Annotated in this window: 14 protein-coding genes; 4 read left to right on the top strand and 10 right to left on the bottom strand. The window is 64.7% G+C overall.

Going from position 1 to position 14,011, the window contains the following annotated elements; translation table 11 throughout:
• Positions 1-5: 5 nt before the first annotated feature.
• The 5 genes from CK489_RS35030 to CK489_RS35050 form a co-directional block, all read right to left on the bottom strand.
• Complete coding sequence (locus CK489_RS35030) at positions 6-722, bottom strand: ABC transporter ATP-binding protein (protein WP_095735480.1); 717 nt, start codon at positions 720-722, stop codon at positions 6-8.
• Positions 715-1,467, bottom strand: coding sequence for an ABC transporter ATP-binding protein (locus tag CK489_RS35035; protein WP_050630192.1), 753 nt, complete (start codon positions 1,465-1,467; stop codon positions 715-717). Before CK489_RS35035 ends, CK489_RS35030 begins: the two co-directional genes overlap by 8 nt.
• Complete coding sequence (locus CK489_RS35040) at positions 1,464-2,495, bottom strand: branched-chain amino acid ABC transporter permease (RefSeq protein WP_095735481.1); 1,032 nt, start codon at positions 2,493-2,495, stop codon at positions 1,464-1,466. The genes CK489_RS35035 and CK489_RS35040 overlap by 4 nt, the downstream gene beginning before the upstream one ends.
• Positions 2,496-2,502: 7 nt before the next feature.
• Positions 2,503-3,372: a branched-chain amino acid ABC transporter permease gene (locus CK489_RS35045; RefSeq protein WP_095735482.1), complete on the bottom strand. Its 870-nt coding sequence runs from the start codon at positions 3,370-3,372 to the stop codon at positions 2,503-2,505.
• Between the two features lie 101 nt (positions 3,373-3,473).
• Complete coding sequence (locus tag CK489_RS35050) at positions 3,474-4,637, bottom strand: ABC transporter substrate-binding protein (RefSeq protein ID WP_245350658.1); 1,164 nt, start codon at positions 4,635-4,637, stop codon at positions 3,474-3,476.
• Positions 4,638-5,105: 468 nt separating this feature from the next.
• Between CK489_RS35050 and CK489_RS35055 the strand changes: the two genes are divergently transcribed.
• Positions 5,106-5,303, top strand: coding sequence for a hypothetical protein (locus CK489_RS35055; protein WP_347336324.1), 198 nt, complete (start codon positions 5,106-5,108; stop codon positions 5,301-5,303).
• Positions 5,304-5,312: 9 nt separating this feature from the next.
• Here the strand turns inward: CK489_RS35055 and CK489_RS35060 are convergent, their stop codons facing one another.
• Complete coding sequence (locus tag CK489_RS35060; protein WP_095735483.1) at positions 5,313-6,098, bottom strand: phosphodiesterase; 786 nt, start codon at positions 6,096-6,098, stop codon at positions 5,313-5,315.
• Positions 6,099-6,162: 64 nt separating this feature from the next.
• Entirely contained in the window at positions 6,163-7,026 is an 864-nt protein-coding gene (gene purU, locus CK489_RS35065; RefSeq protein ID WP_095735484.1) for a formyltetrahydrofolate deformylase, read from the bottom strand.
• A 136-nt stretch (positions 7,027-7,162) separates the two neighbouring features.
• Between purU and CK489_RS35070 the strand changes: the two genes are divergently transcribed.
• The gene (locus CK489_RS35070) at positions 7,163-8,005 is read left to right on the top strand and encodes a uroporphyrinogen-III synthase (RefSeq protein ID WP_095735485.1); all 843 of its coding nucleotides are present in this window, start codon (positions 7,163-7,165) and stop codon (positions 8,003-8,005) included.
• A 10-nt stretch (positions 8,006-8,015) separates the two neighbouring features.
• Here CK489_RS35070 and fcl read toward each other — a convergent pair whose 3' ends face one another.
• From fcl to CK489_RS35085, 3 genes are all read right to left on the bottom strand, one after another.
• A complete protein-coding gene (fcl, locus tag CK489_RS35075; protein ID WP_283807333.1) occupies positions 8,016-8,972 on the bottom strand; it encodes a GDP-L-fucose synthase in 957 nt (318 codons plus the stop codon).
• Positions 8,953-10,038 (bottom strand): GDP-mannose 4,6-dehydratase, encoded by a 1,086-nt coding sequence (gene gmd / locus CK489_RS35080; RefSeq protein ID WP_050630199.1) that lies wholly within the window; start codon positions 10,036-10,038, stop codon positions 8,953-8,955. The genes fcl and gmd overlap by 20 nt, the downstream gene beginning before the upstream one ends.
• Positions 10,039-10,181: 143 nt before the next feature.
• On the bottom strand, positions 10,182-10,856 hold the full coding sequence (locus CK489_RS35085; RefSeq protein WP_024585027.1) for a Crp/Fnr family transcriptional regulator: 675 nt from the start codon (positions 10,854-10,856) through the stop codon (positions 10,182-10,184).
• A gap of 388 nt (positions 10,857-11,244) precedes the next feature.
• Here CK489_RS35085 and CK489_RS35090 point away from each other — a divergent pair, with 388 nt between their 5' ends.
• Both CK489_RS35090 and CK489_RS35095 read left to right on the top strand, forming a co-directional pair.
• Positions 11,245-12,066, top strand: coding sequence for an ABC transporter ATP-binding protein (locus tag CK489_RS35090; RefSeq protein ID WP_095735487.1), 822 nt, complete (start codon positions 11,245-11,247; stop codon positions 12,064-12,066).
• Positions 12,063-13,991, top strand: coding sequence for a long-chain fatty acid--CoA ligase (locus tag CK489_RS35095; RefSeq protein WP_095735488.1), 1,929 nt, complete (start codon positions 12,063-12,065; stop codon positions 13,989-13,991). Before CK489_RS35090 ends, CK489_RS35095 begins: the two co-directional genes overlap by 4 nt.
• Positions 13,992-14,011: the final 20 nt, after the last annotated feature.

The raw sequence follows: 14,011 nt of genomic DNA on the forward strand, positions 1-14,011 counted from the left end.
GGTCGTCAGTGCTTCTTGGTCCCGGCGACGCCGAGATGGCGCTCGAGGACGGAGGGATCGGCCTTCAGCGCGCTGCTTGCGGCATCGTGCACGATCGTGCCGCGTTCCAATATCACAACGCGGTCGGCGAGCCCCAGAATCTTTTGCGCGTTCTGCTCGACGATGATCGAGCAGATGCCGCCCGAGCGCGTGATGGTTCCGATCGCCTTTAACAATTCCTCAACGATGATCGGCGCGAGGCCCTCGGTCGGCTCGTCCAGCAGCAGCACCTTCGGGTTCAAGGTCAGCGCGCGGCCGATCGCCAGCATCTGCTGCTCGCCGCCCGACAGCTGGTTGCCGAAATTGCCGCGCCGCTCCTTCAGCCGCGGAAACATCTCGTACACCCGCTCAACCGTCCACGGCCCGGGCTGCGCCACCGCGGTCATGTTCTCCTCCACCGTCAGCGAGCGGAAGATGTTGCGCTCCTGCGGCACCCAGCCGATCCCGGCGCGGGCGCGCTGGTCAGGCCGCAGTGCCGTGACGTCGCGGCCCGCGAGCGCAATGCTGCCGCCAAAGCGGCGGGTGATGCCGACGATCGAATTGATCAGCGTGGTCTTGCCGGTACCGTTGCGGCCGAGCAGCGCAAGCACCTGGCCGTCGGCGAGCGCCAGCGACATGTCCGGCAGCACCACGGCCTCGCCGTATCCGGCACGCAGGCCCTGGATGGAGAGCAGGTCAGGCATCGGCAGCCTCGCCGAGGTAGACCGCCCTCACCTGCGGATCGCGCGCGACCTCGTCGGGCGCGCCCTCGGTGAGCAGGCCGCCGTTGACCAAGACGGAGATGCGATCGGCGAACGAGAACACCAGGTCCATGTCGTGCTCGATCAAGAGCACGGTGACGTCGCGCGGCAATGCTGCGACCGCTGCCAGGATATCGTGGCGCTCGCTTTCGGGGACACCGGCCGCGGGCTCGTCGAGCAGCAGCACCCGCGGCCTGGCGGCAATCGCGACCGCGATCTCGAGCAGGCGCTGCTTGCCGTAGGGCAATGTCGAGGTGAGCTCGGTCATGACGTCGAGCAGATGGAAGCGCGACAATATCTCGGCGATCTCGGCATTGACGTCGCTGCGCGTGCCCATCCGCCGCCACCAGTCACCACCGCGGCCCATCCGTTCGGAGACTGCAAGGCCGATGGTCTCGAGCGGGGTTAGGTCGGGATAGAGCTGGTTGATCTGGAAGGTGCGCGACAGCCCGCGCAGCACCCGTCTGTGCACGGAGAGGCCGGTGATGTCGGCACCTTCGAGCAGGATGCTCCCGCTGTTCGGCGTCAGCACGCCGGTGAGCTGATTGATGACGGTGGTCTTGCCGGCGCCGTTCGGCCCGATCAGCGCGTGGCGGGCGCCCTGCATTACCTTCAGCGAGAGATCGCGGGTGACACGAAGGCCGCCAAACGACTTTTCGAGATTGCGGGTTTCGAGCGCGATCGTCATGACGCCTCGCTCTCCGGCACGGGAACGGCGGCCTTGCGGCCGGCGAACTGACGGATGATCAGGTTCGGCACGAACAGCACCAAGCGGTGGATGCGTGCGCGGCCGACCATCACGATCACGACCAGCACGAGGCCGATCCAGAACAGCCAGTATTGCGGGGTGATGCTCTGAAACAGCTCCTGCAGCATCTTGAACACGACGGCGCCGATCAGGCCGCCATAGAGATAGCCGGTACCGCCGATCACGAGCACCAGCATCAGGTCGGCCGAGCGCTCGAAGGCGAACACGTCGAGCGAGGCGAGCGCCGTGGTCTGGGTGAACAGCGCGCCGGCGATTCCGGCATAGAAGGCGGCCAGCGTGTAGACCGCGATCAGGCGGCGATTGACCGGCACGCCGATCGCGGCCGCGCGCAGCGGATTGTTCCTGATCGCCCGCAGCGACAGGCCGAAAGGCGAATGCACCACGCGTCGCGCGAGCAGGAACAGGACGAACAGCACGATCAGTGAGTAGAGGAACCCGGTCTTGCCGAACATGTCGAAGGCGAACAGCCCAAGGATCGGCTGCATCTCGATGCCCTGCAGGCCATCGGTGCCGCCGGTGATGTCCGAGAAGCGCTCGGCGAGCGCTTCCAGCAGCAGCGCGATGCCGAGCGTCACCATCAGCCGGGTCAGGTCGGCGCCGCGGATGACGAGGAAGCTGGTCAGGAACCCGAGCACCGCCGCAACGAGGCCGGCGGCGACGAGGGCGATGACGGGCTCGTTGATGATGCCGTGCAGCGCCAGCAAGCCGGCCGAATAGGCGCCTACGCCGAAGAACGCTGCATGGCCGAGCGAGACGATGCCCGCGTAGCCGAGGATCAGGTCGAGCGACAGCGCGAACAGGCCGAGCCGCACGATGTCGGTCATGATCAGATAGCGCGAAGGGAACAGGAACGCGCAGGCGAGCGCGAGCACCCAGAAAGCGACCTCGCTGATCCGCCAGCGCGCGCTGGCCATCGCATGGGTGGAGACGTCGGACAGCGCGGTCATGACGGCCTCACCGCGCCGCGGTGCGGCCGAACAGGCCGTTGGGGCGCCAGAGCAGGATCACGATCATGACGGTGTAGATCACGAAGGGACCGACCTTGGGCACGTAATATTTGCCGGCGACGTCGGCGATGCCGAGCAGCAGGGATGCGAGGAACGGGCCGGTGATCGAGGACGAACCGCCGACCGTCACCACGATCAGGAAGTAGATCATGAATTTCAGCGGAAAATACGGATCGAGCCCGAGGATCTCCGCGCTCAGCGCACCGCCGAGCCCAGCGAGGCCGCAGCCGAAGGCGAAGGTGAACGCGAACACCTGCGGCACGTTGATGCCGAGCCCGATCGCGGCGCGCGGATCGTCGACCGCGGCACGCAGACGGCTGCCGAACCGCGTCTTGGCGAGGATCAGTTGCAGCGCCAGCGTGAGCAGGCCGCAGATCACGACGATCATCAGCCGGTAACGACCGATGCCGACGCCGAACAGATCGATCTGGCCCTCCAGCGCCGCCGGCAATTTGATGAAGACCCGCGACGATCCCATGATGTAGTCGACCGCCGCAACCGACATGAACACCAGACCGATCGAGAACAGCACCTGATCGAGATGGCTGCGGCTATAGAGATGACGGTACAGCGTGCGCTCCAGCGCGATACCAATGACGGCGCTGCCCACAAAAGCGAGCGGCAGAGCTGCGAAGAAAGGCCAACCGGAATTGTTCACCAGCACGGCGCAGATATAGCCGCCGACCATCGCGAAGGCGCCATGCGCCAGGTTGACGAAGTTCATCAGCCCGAGCGTCACCGCCAGCCCGCAGGCGAGCACGAACAGCAGCATGCCGTAGGCGACGCCGTCGAACAGGTTGGTGAGGATAGAGGCCATGAAGTCAGCTCAGCCGAGACGACGCAATGGGCACCACGTCAAGTGGAACGTCATGGCCGGCAGTCCCGGCCATGACGTGGAGGAAGGCGGAGCTTCGCGCGTCACTTCTTGGTCTTGCCGGAATCCTTGACGGCCTCGAAGGTCGCGAACTCGACATTGTACAGCTCACCGTCGACCTTCTCGACCTTGCGGATGTAGATGTTCTGCACGATGTCGCGGGTTTCCGGATCGATCGAGATCGGGCCGCGCGGGCTCTCCCACTTCATGCCCTTCATCGCCTCGATCAGCTTGTCGCCGTCGGTCGCGCCATTGGTCTTCTTCAGCGCCTCGTAGATCAGATGGATGCCGTCATAGCCGCTCACCGCCATGAAGCCCGGCCGGTTGCCGAACGCCTTCTTGTAGGCGGCGACGAAGTCCTTGTTCATCTGGGACGGATGCGCCGCCGAATAGAGATGCGCGGTCACCGCGCCGAGCGCGGCATCGCCCATGTTGTTGAGCAGGTCGTCGTCCATCACGTCGCCGGGGCCGATCACCTTGATGCCGCTCTTGTCGAGCCCGCGCTCGGCATATTGCTTCATGAAGTTGCCGCCCTGCCCGGCCGGCACGAACACGAACATCGCGTCGGGCTTGGAATCCTTCATGCGCTGCAGGAACGGCGCGAAGTCGGGATTGGCGAGCGGGACCTTGACCTCTTCCACGATCTCGCCGCCACCGGCGGTGAAATGCTGCTTGAAGAAGGTCAGCGCGTCGTTGCCCGGCGCGTAGTCGGAGGTCAGCGTCGCGACCTTCTTGATGCCGTTCTTGACTGCCCAGTCGCCGATGATGGTGGAGGACTGCGCCAGCGTGAAGCTGGTGCGCACGATGTAGGGCGAGCGCTCGGTGATGATCGAGGTGCCGGCCGCCATCACGACTTCCGGGATCTTGGCCTGCGTCGCGAGCGGCGCGGCGGCCAGCGCTGCGGGCGTCACACCGAAGCCTGCGATGAAATTGACCTTGTCGTTGACGATCAGTTCCTGTGCGAGCCGCTTGGTGTTGTCGGGCACCGCGGCGTCATCCTTAAGGATGATCTCGATCTTCTTGCCGGCGACGGTGTCGCCCTTCTGCTGCATGTAAAGCTTGATGGCATTGTCAATCTGCTTGCCGGTCGAGGCCTGGCCGCCGGTCATCGGCAGGATCAAACCAATCTTGACGGCGTCGTCCGCCCGCGCCGGCACGCCGGTGCATACCCCGCAAAGCACGACCGAAGCGGCGCCCCACAGCAACATGTTGCGACGATTGAACATCGACATCCCTCCCCCTTCCATTGTTCTGCCTCGAGCCGAGTGCCCGGCCCTTGCCTCAACCTTAACCCAAGCACGTCGCGGCCGGGCCGCAACGCGACAAGGCGTCTCGAAGCGCCCTGTTGTCAATCGGACGATGGACGTGTGTCGCGCGCGGCACGATCGGGCCCAACCACGACGATAAGTATCAGGATACCAGAATTGTTCTCCGAAATTCAACGCCCCCAAAGAGAACCGGTCTGGCGCATCCAACCCGCCCATTGTTTGTACGATCGTACAAATCAATCGCCAATGTCAACAAACAAGCACAATTGCAGCCGAACGGTCGCGCCCAAGATCATGATCCATAAAGACCAGGGCCGTATGCTGCTGCCAATGCCGATCTTCACACGTCACATCCCTGTACTGATCGCCCTCGCGCTCGCGGCCTGTGCGCTCGGGGGATGCAGTTCAATGAACCAAAAGGTCTCGGCCGGCATGGCCGACTACATTCCGGCCTGGGCCGGCGGCCTGCCCGCCGATGCGCCGCCGCGGCCGGGCACCCCCGAGTATGACAAGTTCATGCAGGAACGGGAGCGCAAGCGCCTGATGCCGGCGGCCGAGCGCGGCGACGACGCCAAGCCGGCGGCGACGCAGAGCGCTGCCCACTGAGCGTGCGGCCTAGTCGAGGGCATCCTCGCTGATGATTTCGCCGCGGTAGCCGAACTCCACCATGTGCACGGTGACGTAGTCGTCGCCGATGAACGCCACACCGTAGGACTCCGGCAGATCGGCAACCGTCAACACCTCGGCGAACACCGGATAGCTGGCGTGGTTCGTTCCGCGCAGCGAGGTCGTGGGAACGCCGGCGACCGAGCCGCTCAGCACCATGTGGCAGTGGCCGAAGAAAATATGGCGGATCTTGCTCCGGTGCCTTGCGATGATCGAGCGGAACGCGGCACCGTCAAGCAGGCCGATCCTGTCCACCGGGCCGATATGGGTCGGGAATGGATTGTGATGCATGAACAGAAAGAACGGTCCGTCATGCTCCGATAGCTGCCGTTCCAGCCAGGCCCGCCGCGTCTCGCAAAAGCTGCCGGCGGCCGTCTGCGGCTCGTAGGTGTCGAGCAGCAAGACGCGTCCGACCGACGTGTCGTGAACGCCCTGCGCGAAGCCGTCTGCGTCTGCGCATTCGGGAAACACGCCGAGAAACGTCTCGCGATGGTCGTGGTTGCCGATACAGAGCCGCACCGGGATCGGAAAGCCGCTCAGGCGTTGGCGCAGCAATTGATAGTCCGCGAGGTCGCCGATATCGGAGAGATCGCCCGAGATGACCATCAGCTCGGCGTCACGATGATCGGCAAGCACGTGCTCCAGCGCGCGTTCGAAATTCTGCAGCGGATCACGACCGAAGATCGTCTTCCCCGGCGTCGTCAGATGGATATCGCTCATGTGGATGAGCTTCATGCAGCACCTCGATGCAAGGGCGACGCCACAACGGTCAAAGCGCGACAATGGGTGAAGGCGCAGATCAGTCCACGAAGACCACCGTCTTGCGGCCGTTGAGGATGACGCGGTCGGCGAGATGGTAGCGGATCGCGCGCGCCAGCACGCGGCGCTCGATGTCGCGGCCCTTGCGCACCAGATCCTCGGGCGTGTCGCGATGGCTGATGCGCTCGACGTCCTGGTCGATGATCGGCCCCTCGTCGAGATCGCTGGTGACGTAGTGCGCCGTGGCGCCGATCAGCTTGACGCCGCGCTCATGGGCCTGGTGGTAGGGCTTGGCGCCCTTGAAGCCCGGCAGGAAGGAATGATGGATGTTGATGCAGCGGCCCGACAGCCGCGCCGACATCTCGTCGGACAGGATCTGCATGTAGCGGGCCAGCACCACGAGATCGGTCTGGGTGTCCTGCGCCAGCTTCCATACCGCGTCCTCCTGCTGCCGCTTGGTCTCCTTGGTGACCGGCAGGTGGTGGAACGGGATATCGCCGAAATCGAGCGAGCCATAGGTTTCGCGCGGATGGTTGGAGACAACAGCGGTCGGGATCATCTCAAGCTCGCCGGTGCGCCAGCGATACAGGATATCGACCAGGCAGTGATCGGACTTGGAGACCAGCAGCATCACCCGGCGGCGGCTGGCGCGGTCGCGCATCTGCCATTCCATGCCGAAACGTTCGGCGATCGCGGCAAAACCGGTCTGCAGCGCCGGCAGCCCGACCGCGAGGTCGGCTGCGGTGAACACCACGCGCATGAAGAACTTGCCGGTCTCGACATCGTTGAATTGCTGGGCGTCCAGGATGTTCTGGCCGTTATGCGCGAGGAAGGTCGAGACCGCGGAGACGATCCCCGGTCGATCCGGACAGGACAGGGTCAGAACGAATTGATGGTCGGGCATGCCAATTGACCAAAGCTTGAGCAGGTATGTGGAACGATCATTTTCGGCCCCCGTCTATCACCGCAGGCGGCCTTGCGCCAATCCCGGCGCGGGGGTCAAATCGAACAAATGACGACAATGTTTGTTAAGGACCATCATGGCTGACCGGCTGAACGGCTACCGTATCCTGATCCTCGAGACGCGCGAGGAGGCGCAGTTTTCCCGCCTGCTCGCCGAGCAGGGCGCCGAGGTGCTGCAATGCCCGATGTTCACCATCCACGACGCGCCGGATCCCGCGCCGATCGAGGCCTGGATCCGGCGCGCGATCGCCCGCCCGCTCGACGACCTCGTGCTGATGACCGGTGAAGGCCTGCGCCGGTTGATGAAGGTCGTGCGCCGGATCGATGTCGAAGCGCAGTTCGTCGCGAGCCTCGCCAAGGCGCGCAAATTCGCCCGTGGGCCGAAGCCTGGCCGGGCGCTACGCGAGATCGGGCTCGAGCCGCAGATGACGACGGAGAAGCCGACGTCGGAAGGCGTCGCCGAGATGCTGTCGAAGCTCGACCTGAGCGGCCACCGCCTCGGCCTGCAGCTCTATCCGGACAAGGACCACGCCACCCTGATCGGCGCGATCAAGGCGCAGGGCGCCGAGGTCGATACGGTGCTGCCCTATGTCTATGATGCGCAGGCAGCCGACGCCAACATCGTCACTGCGATCGAGGAGATGGCGCGGGGCCGAATTGACGCGATCGCGCTGACGAGTTCCGGCCAGGTCCGCCGCCTGCTCGAGGTGGCACAGGCGCACAAGTGCGAGGCGCAATTGCGCGAGGGCCTCGAGCGCACGCCGATCGCCTCCGTCGGGCCCGTGGTGTCGGATGAACTGAAGACTTACGGCTTGCGCACGGACATCTATCCGGCCAACGATGCGTTCTTCATGAAGCCGCTGATCTCGGCGATGGCGACAGCACTGGCGAAGGCGCCGCCGCGCGCAACGGCGACGTAGCATTTCGGCGCTACAGCGCCGCCTGGTTCGCCTCGTTCAGATAGGCCTGGTACGCGAGCTTGATGCCATCCTCGAGCGAGGTGGTGGCGCGCCAGCCGAGCTTGGCGAGCCTGTTGACGTCGAGCAGCTTGCGCGGCGTGCCGTCGGGACGTGAGGTGTCGAAGCTGATCTCACCGCGGTAGCCGACGGCGGCGGCAACGATGCGGGCGAATTCGGCGATCGTGATGTCCTCGCCGGTGCCGATATTGACCAGCTCCGACGAGGAGTAGGTCTTCATCAAATGAATGCAGGCGTCGGCGAGATCGTCGACATAGAGGAATTCACGGCGCGGCGTGCCCGTGCCCCACACCACGACATCGGCGGCGCCTGCGACCTCGGCCTCATGGAAGCGGCGGATCAGCGCCGCGACGACGTGGCTGTATTCGGGATGATAATTGTCGCCGGGACCGTAGAGGTTGGTCGGCATCACGCTGATGAAATCGGCGCCATATTGGCTGCGATAGGCCTCGGTCATCTTGATGCCGGCGATCTTGGCGATGGCATAAGGCTCGTTGGTCGGCTCCAGCGGGCCGGTCAGCATCGAGTCTTCGCGCAGCGGCTGCGGCGCGAGGCGCGGATAGATGCAGGACGAGCCGAAGAACATCAGCTTCTCGCAGCCATTGGCATGCGCCGCCTGGATCACATTGGTCGAGATCGCCAGATTGTCGTAGAGGAATTCCGCCCGCAGCGTGTTGTTGGCGACGATGCCGCCGACCTTGGCGGCGGCAAGGAACACCGCCTGCGGCCGCTTCGCGGCAAACCAGGCGTTGACCGCCCCTTGGTCGCGCAGATCGACCTCGCCGCGCGACACGGTCAGGAGATCGACCTGTTCGCGCGCCAGCCGGCGCACCAGCGCCGAGCCGACCATGCCGCGATGGCCGGCGACGAAAACCGTCTTGCCCTTCAGTTCAAACGCCGTGCTTGCCATGGGCCGCATCCTGCCTCGCCTCGACGAGATCGCTGGCGACCATTTCCTTCACCAGCTGCGCGAACGGTGTCTTCGGCGCCCAGCCGAGCTGGGCGCGCGCCTTGCTGGCGTCGCCGATCAGAAGATCGACCTCGGTCGGGCGGAAATAGGCCGGGTCGATCTGCACCAGCGTGGTGCCGGACGCCTTGTCGACGCCGATCTCCTCGACGCCCTTGCCGCGCCATTCGATGCTGCGGCCGACCTCGGCAAACGCCAGTTCGACGAACTCGCGCACCGAGCGCGTCTCGCCGGTCGCGAGCACGAAGTCGCCGGGCTCATCCGCCTGCAGGATCTTGTGCATGCCCTCGACATAGTCGCGGGCGTGACCCCAGTCGCGCTTGGCATCGAGATTGCCGAGATAGAGCTTGTTCTCGAGGCCGACTTCGATGCGGGCGACGGCGCGGGTGATCTTGCGCGTCACGAAGGTCTCGCCGCGGATCGGGCTCTCATGGTTGAACAGGATGCCGTTGCTGGCGAACATGCCGTAGGCCTCGCGGTAGTTCACCGTGATCCAGTAGCCGTAGAGCTTGGCGACGCCATAGGGCGAGCGCGGGTAGAACGGCGTCGTCTCCTTCTGCGGCACCTCCTGCACCAGCCCGTACAGCTCCGAGGTCGAGGCCTGGTAGAACCGGGTCTCCTTTTCCATGCCGAGGATGCGGATCGCCTCCAGCAGGCGCAGCACGCCGATGGCGTCGGCGTTGGCGGTGTATTCCGGGCTTTCGAAACTGACCTGGACGTGGCTCTGGGCGGCGAGGTTGTAGATCTCGGTCGGCCGGATCTGCTGCATCAGCCGGATCAGATTGGTCGAATCGGTCATGTCGCCGTAGTGCATCAGGAACGGCACGTTGCCGGCATGCGGGTCCTGATAGAGATGATCGACGCGCGCGGTGTTGAACGAGGACGAGCGGCGCTTGATCCCGTGCACGGTGTAGCCGAGCCCGAGCAGATATTCGGCGAGATACGCGCCGTCCTGCCCGGTGACGCCGGTGATCAGCGCAACGCGCCGCTTTGAGTCCTGAGCCGTCATATCATCTCCAGAGAGCGCGAGACCGCGCGATCCCGACGAGGCCGGTCTGTAGCATCCGGCCACCTCCAAGTCTAATGGCATAATCGTTTGGAATCAGGGCCTTAAAGCCTTGAAAACCCGGTTCGATGCGGTCTGGGGCCCGCTCATTCGCCGTAGTGGCGCAGCCGGTCGAGGTTGATGATGGTCACCCCGCCATATTCGAGCCGCAGCAGTCCCTCGCGCTCGAGCCGCTTCAGGCACTGGTTGGCATTCTGCCGGGAGATGCCCGACAGCGCCCCGATTTCCTCCTGGGTGATCTCCAAATGCAAGGTGAGATCGGGATAGAGGATCGGGTTGAACAGCGAGGCGATGGAGCGCGCCAGCCGCGCCGTCGCGTCCAGCGTCCGGCCATATTCGAGCAGTGCGATGAACTGGCCGAGCCGTTCGTTGAGCGACCCCACCAGGAAGCGGTTGAAGCCGACGCTGTTCTCGAACAACCAGACGAAGGTCCGACGGTCCATCATCGCGAGACGCGTGTCGCGCAGCGCGACGACGTCGTAGCGTCGCAGTTCGTTCTTGAGCACGGTCCCCTCGCCGAACCAGGCGCCGGCGGTGAGGCCCGCAAAGCTCGCGGCCTTGCCGCCGCGCGAGACGATGCCCATCCGCGCCAGCCCGGTCACGATGCCGGTCCAGTACTGAAAATTGTCGCCGCGCATGAAGATGAATTCGTTCGCGCGGTAGGACTTCTCGGAAATGCCGGCGCGCGCGATTTCGATTTCTTGCTCGCTCAATTCGCGCGACCAGGCCGCGATGCGCTTCAGGTAATCAGCAGCAATCATTCTAGCGACGGCATCCCATCCAAGATATTGCACCGCAGCAACGCCGTGCGCAAAGCCAGGTCACCCGAGGCCTGGAATGCCAGCGAAAATTCCTGACCAAATGTCGGGCACATGACAATTCAACCTATCGCTTTCTCGTATTCAGAGCCACCTCGCGTAACGCCGCGCGCAGCGCCTTGATGGATCGCTGAAGGCGGACGACGCGCGAGCGGGCTTGCAGGCGGGTGCGGCGTTACCGCGCATGACGCAGGCGATCGGGGCGAGCGATGCTCCCGGACGCCGGCATCATTAGTCGGGTGGTTTCCGTCGGCGGCCCATGTAAGATCGAACCGAGCTCGAAACGAAAGATAAAGAGCGCGCCAAAGCGCCCGTATCTGGAGGGAACAGGGTGGCCAACAGTCTCGAGGTGCGCGGAGTCTCATTGCGCTTTGGCGGCGTCCGCGCGCTGACCGATGTGAGCTTCAGCGTCAACGAGGGAGAGCTGTTCTCGATCATCGGCCCGAACGGCGCCGGCAAGACCTCGATCGTCAACTGCATCTCCGGCCGCTACCGGCCGACCGAAGGCCAGCTGTTCTATCGCGGCCAGGACATCACCGGCCTCACCCCGAACGCGCGGCCCCGCTTCGGCATCGGCCGGACTTTCCAGAACCTCGCGCTGTTCCACCATATGAGCGTGCTCGACAACATCATGGTCGGCCGCCATCACCTGCTGAAGAACAACTTCATCACGGGGTCGCTGTACTGGCTCACCGGTGCGCGCCGCGAGGAGCTGGAGCACCGGCGCAAGGTCGAGGAGATCATCGACTTCCTCGATCTGCAATCGGTGCGCAAGGCAACCGCCGGCACCCTGCCCTATGGCCTGCGCAAGCGCGTCGAGCTCGCCCGTGCGATGGCGCTCGAGCCGCAGCTGATCCTGCTCGACGAGCCGATGGCCGGCATGAACTTCGAAGAGAAGGAGGACATGGCGCGCTACATCGTCGATCTCAACGAAGAGTTCGGCATGACGGTGATGATGATCGAGCACGACATGGGTGTCGTGATGGACATCTCCCACCGCGTCATGGTGCTCGACTTCGGCCGCAAGATCGCCGAGGGCGACCCGGCAACGGTGCTCGCCGATCCCCACGTCAAGCGCGCCTATCTCGGCGAAGAGGACGAGGTGCTGGTCGATCCCGACGACAAGCCGGCGGTGCGGGAGAGCGCGGCATGATGGACTATGCCGGTCGCGCCGCGCAGGCGGACACATTCCCCAAGATGCTGCGCCTGAACGCCAGAGAGCACGGCGGCGAGATTGCGCTGCGCGAGAAAGATCTCGGGCTGTGGCGCGAATTCACCTGGGACGACTACCAGAGGCGCACCCATGATTTCGCGATCGGCATGGTCGAGCTCGGCCTTGGACGCGGCGACGTCATCGGCATCATCGGCGACAACCGGCCGGACTGGGTCGCCGCCGAGATCGCGGCCCACGCGATCGGCGCGATGAGCCTCGGCCTCTACCGCGACGTGCTGGATGAGGAAGCCGCCTATCTCCTGACCTATGGCGAGGCCAAGCTGGTCTTCGCCGAGGACGAGGAGCAGGTCGACAAGCTGCTTGGCCTTGCCGATCGGGTGCCCAATCTCAAGCATATCGTCTATTCCGATCCGCGCGGCATGCGCAAATACGACGATCCGCGCCTGATGGAGGCGAGCAAGCTCGTTGCGTTGGGGCGCGACCGCGCCGCGCGCGAGCCCACCTTGTATGAGCGGCTGGTCGACCAAACCAAGGGCGAAGACATCGCGATCCTCTGCACGACCTCGGGCACGACGGCCAACCCGAAGCTCGCGATGCTGTCGGCCGGGCGGGTGCTGCGGCATTGCGCGACCTATCTCGCCTTTGATCCGAAGGGACCGGACGACGAGTACGTCTCGGTGCTGCCGCTGCCCTGGATCATGGAACAGATCTACGCGCTGGGCAAAGCGCTGCTCTCCCGGATGAAGGTCAACTTCGTCGAAGAGCCGGACACCATGATGCACGATTTCCGCGAGATCGCGCCGACCTTCGTGCTGTTCGCACCGCGGGTCTGGGAATCGATCGCGGCCGACGTCCGCGCCGGCGTCATGGACGCCTCGCCGTTCAAGCAGCGGCTCTACGATCTAGGCATGAGGACGGGCCTTGCAGCGCTCGCCGAGGGCAAGCACTCTGTCTTCGCCGACCAGATCCTGTTCCGCGCGCTGCGCGACCGCCTCGGCTTTACCCGGCTGCGATCGGCGGCGACCGGCGGCGCGGCGCTCGGGCCGGATACATTCAAGTTCTTCCAGGCGATGGGCGTGCCGCTGCGCACGCTGTACGGCCAGACCGAGCTGCTCGGCGCCTACACGCTGCATCCGGAAGGCAAGGTCGATCCCGACACGACAGGCGTGCCGATGGCCGACAACATCGAGATCCGCATCGACAACGCCGACGTCAACGGCGTCGGCGAGATCTTGGTGCGGCACCCGAACATGTTCCACGGCTACTACAAGAACCCCGAAGCCTCGGTCGCCGACATCAAGGACGGCTGGATGCATTCAGGCGATGCCGGCTACTACAACGACAACCGGCAGCTCGTGGTGATCGACCGCATCAAGGACCTCGCCGAGACCTCGCGCGGCGAACGCTTCTCGCCGCAATACATCGAGAACAAGCTGAAATTCTCGCCCTATGTCGCCGAGGCGGTCGTGCTCGGCGCCGGCCGCGACACGCTCGCGGCGATGATCTGCATCCGCTACTCGATCATCTCGAAATGGGCGGAGAAGAACCGCCTCTCGTTCACGACCTATACCGACCTCTCGTCGCGGCCCGAGGTCTATGCGCTGTTGAGGAAGGAGGTCGAGACCGTCAACGCCACCTTGCCGCCCGCGCAGCGCATCTCGCGGTTCCTGCTGCTGTACAAGGAGCTCGATGCCGACGACGGCGAACTGACCCGGACCCGGAAGGTCCGTCGCGGCGTGATCAACGAGAAATATGCCGATATCATCGAGGCGATCTACCGCGGCAAGGCCAGCATCCCGGTCGACACCGTGATCCGCTTCCAGGACGGCACGACGCAGCGGGTGCGCACCACGTTGCAAGTCGTCGATCTCGGCCGCGCCGCGATCGCGGAGGCCGCGGAATGAGCGGGCTGCGAGAACGGAGC

Origin of the sequence: Bradyrhizobium sp. UFLA03-84 (assembly GCF_002289535.1) — a bacterium.
In the GTDB taxonomy this organism is placed as follows: domain Bacteria; phylum Pseudomonadota; class Alphaproteobacteria; order Rhizobiales; family Xanthobacteraceae; genus Bradyrhizobium; species Bradyrhizobium viridifuturi.

Excerpts from the sequence above, each read along its gene's own strand:
- CK489_RS35030 (WP_095735480.1), bottom strand. The coding sequence starts at position 722 with ATGCCTGACCTGCTCTCCATCCAGGGCCTGCGTGCCGGATACGGCGAG.
- CK489_RS35035 (WP_050630192.1), bottom strand. The coding sequence starts at position 1,467 with ATGACGATCGCGCTCGAAACCCGCAATCTCGAAAAGTCGTTTGGCGGC.
- CK489_RS35040 (WP_095735481.1), bottom strand. The coding sequence starts at position 2,495 with ATGACCGCGCTGTCCGACGTCTCCACCCATGCGATGGCCAGCGCGCGC.
- CK489_RS35045 (WP_095735482.1), bottom strand. The coding sequence starts at position 3,372 with ATGGCCTCTATCCTCACCAACCTGTTCGACGGCGTCGCCTACGGCATG.
- CK489_RS35050 (WP_245350658.1), bottom strand. The coding sequence starts at position 4,637 with ATGTTGCTGTGGGGCGCCGCTTCGGTCGTGCTTTGCGGGGTATGCACC.
- CK489_RS35055 (WP_347336324.1), top strand. The coding sequence starts at position 5,106 with ATGAACCAAAAGGTCTCGGCCGGCATGGCCGACTACATTCCGGCCTGG.
- CK489_RS35060 (WP_095735483.1), bottom strand. The coding sequence starts at position 6,098 with ATGAAGCTCATCCACATGAGCGATATCCATCTGACGACGCCGGGGAAG.
- purU (WP_095735484.1), bottom strand. The coding sequence starts at position 7,026 with ATGCCCGACCATCAATTCGTTCTGACCCTGTCCTGTCCGGATCGACCG.
- CK489_RS35070 (WP_095735485.1), top strand. The coding sequence starts at position 7,163 with ATGGCTGACCGGCTGAACGGCTACCGTATCCTGATCCTCGAGACGCGC.
- fcl (WP_283807333.1), bottom strand. The coding sequence starts at position 8,972 with ATGGCAAGCACGGCGTTTGAACTGAAGGGCAAGACGGTTTTCGTCGCC.
- gmd (WP_050630199.1), bottom strand. The coding sequence starts at position 10,038 with ATGACGGCTCAGGACTCAAAGCGGCGCGTTGCGCTGATCACCGGCGTC.
- CK489_RS35085 (WP_024585027.1), bottom strand. The coding sequence starts at position 10,856 with ATGATTGCTGCTGATTACCTGAAGCGCATCGCGGCCTGGTCGCGCGAA.
- CK489_RS35095 (WP_095735488.1), top strand. The coding sequence starts at position 12,063 with ATGATGGACTATGCCGGTCGCGCCGCGCAGGCGGACACATTCCCCAAG.